Below are 1,720 nucleotides of genomic sequence, written 5' to 3' on the forward strand. Positions count from 1 at the left end.
AGTCCGCTTCGCCAGAAGCGCTTTTCGGTTCATCCTCACGCTTGCGCGGTGCAAAACGGCCGGTTCGACGAAGACGAATTCCTCGTGAACCTCAATCTCCACCAAACGTTCGAGCCCGGACAGAATTTCGGAATAGGTGGCAGAACGCCTATGCGATTTCATGTATCCGGGCGAATAGTAGCTCATGGATCGAGATGTTGAGACGGCGTGCGATATCGGTCGTCTGGAGTAATCCAAGGTTCGCTTGGTGCCCTTGGATCTTCCAGTATGTCCCGATAGTGATGCCCAGGAACGCCGCATGCTCGGTTTTCGTGCGGCCGGCTTTCAGCCGTTCACGCTCTACAATATAGGCGATACTTTCTATCAGGGTGGTGTCGTCTTTTAGAAGACCGCTTCTTTTGGGCATTTTAAACCTGTTATTTGGCAACTTGTCGCTACAGCTAAAGATAGCCAATCACATTACCAGTTGCAATTCCTGCCTGCCACGAGATCGACCGGAGAAAGCTTGAGGTGGCGGGCAATCGCCTCGATCGAGGCGATTTGAAGGTTTGCACACCGGCTTTCTATCTGGAAATACGTTCGGACAGACAATCCAAGCTGGGCGGCCCAACTGGTTTTGGTTGCTCCGTTGCGCAACCGTTCCAGTTCGATTCGCCGCGCAATATTATCCAGTAGAATAGAGTGATCGAGTTTCTGCCTTGAGTGCTTCAAGACTGCTCTCCATGTGACAGGGTAGGGGTTGAAGGAGGAGCCAAGGGTGTCAAGCTCGCCCTGGCAAGAATTGCTTTCAGATCGCGCCTGCTTGGAGTTGTCTGCTCCAGATCCGCAATGACGGCCCGATAGTAGGACCTTATGGCGGCTTTCGCCTTAGCAGCGTCTTCCTCCGCTAGTGCCTGGAGCAGGTCTTCAGCCACGGCCAGGAGTGGGCCATCACAGCGATTGGCGAGCATGGCAAGCTGTGCCGCAGCCATGGCGATTGATACCTGCTTGGTTACCGTGCTGCGGTTCGTCAGGCCGGCCATGCAAACAATGAGATCTAGGAACTGTGCTGTGGCCCCGTCGCTGTCTCCGCTCCGGATCGAGTTGATGAGGCGTTCGATTTCGTGGGCGATATGCTTGCGTGCATTGGCTGGTGCCGCTGCCATGGAGGCGGCCGCATCGGCGGCGAATAGGCAGGCGATGCGGCTACGATCGACTGCTTCTGGAATTGTTGGCTGGGCAATAAACGCGCCTCGATCAGCCGGCAACCAAACCAGACCTTCCGACCGCAAAACGAACAGAACTTCGCGGATTGTCGTTCGGCTGGTGTTAAACGCCGAGCTGATTACATTCTCTTCCAGTTTGGCGCCGGGGAGAAGCTGCCGGCGGGTGATCGCGTCCCAGAGCTGCGTGTAGATCTGCTCTTTAATCGGAGAGGATTGCAGCATCAGCGTTTTCCCTTCTTCGGCTTGCTGGAAAAGGCCTTGTCGAGAAAGGCCTTGGCATCAGCGGATGTGACGTTGTTGGGAAATCCCTTCGGCGGCTTGGCGCCATCAGCGACGAGTTTGCTAACCCATTCCATCTGTTTGGGGGATGCTGCCGACATGCTGCGCTCTTTGGTCATCGCATCGATCCAGCTTGTCAGCATCTTTGTGTCCGCGAGAATGTCGTCGGCAATGGTGATCCCGGCTCCTTCAGCAAGCTTTTGGGCATAGGCCAGTTGCTTTTCGCTCGGTCCGGC

3 protein-coding genes are annotated in these 1,720 nt (G+C 55.5%); all 3 read right to left on the minus strand.

Going from position 1 to position 1,720, the window contains the following annotated elements:
• Nucleotides 1-148: 148 nt before the first annotated feature.
• Nucleotides 149-454, minus strand: coding sequence for a hypothetical protein (locus LH464_RS24265; protein WP_226788961.1), 306 nt, complete (start codon nucleotides 452-454; stop codon nucleotides 149-151).
• 253 nt (nucleotides 455-707) lie between these two features.
• Nucleotides 708-1,427, minus strand: a complete 720-nt coding sequence (locus LH464_RS24270) for a GntR family transcriptional regulator (RefSeq protein ID WP_226788962.1) — start codon at nucleotides 1,425-1,427, stop codon at nucleotides 708-710.
• Nucleotides 1,427-1,720 (minus strand): hypothetical protein (locus LH464_RS24275; RefSeq protein WP_226788963.1); only part of this gene is annotated, 294 nt, incomplete at its 5' end. The genes LH464_RS24270 and LH464_RS24275, both read right to left, overlap by 1 nt.

Source organism: Pseudorhizobium xiangyangii (assembly GCF_020531965.1).
GTDB lineage: Bacteria > Pseudomonadota > Alphaproteobacteria > Rhizobiales > Rhizobiaceae > Neorhizobium > Neorhizobium xiangyangii.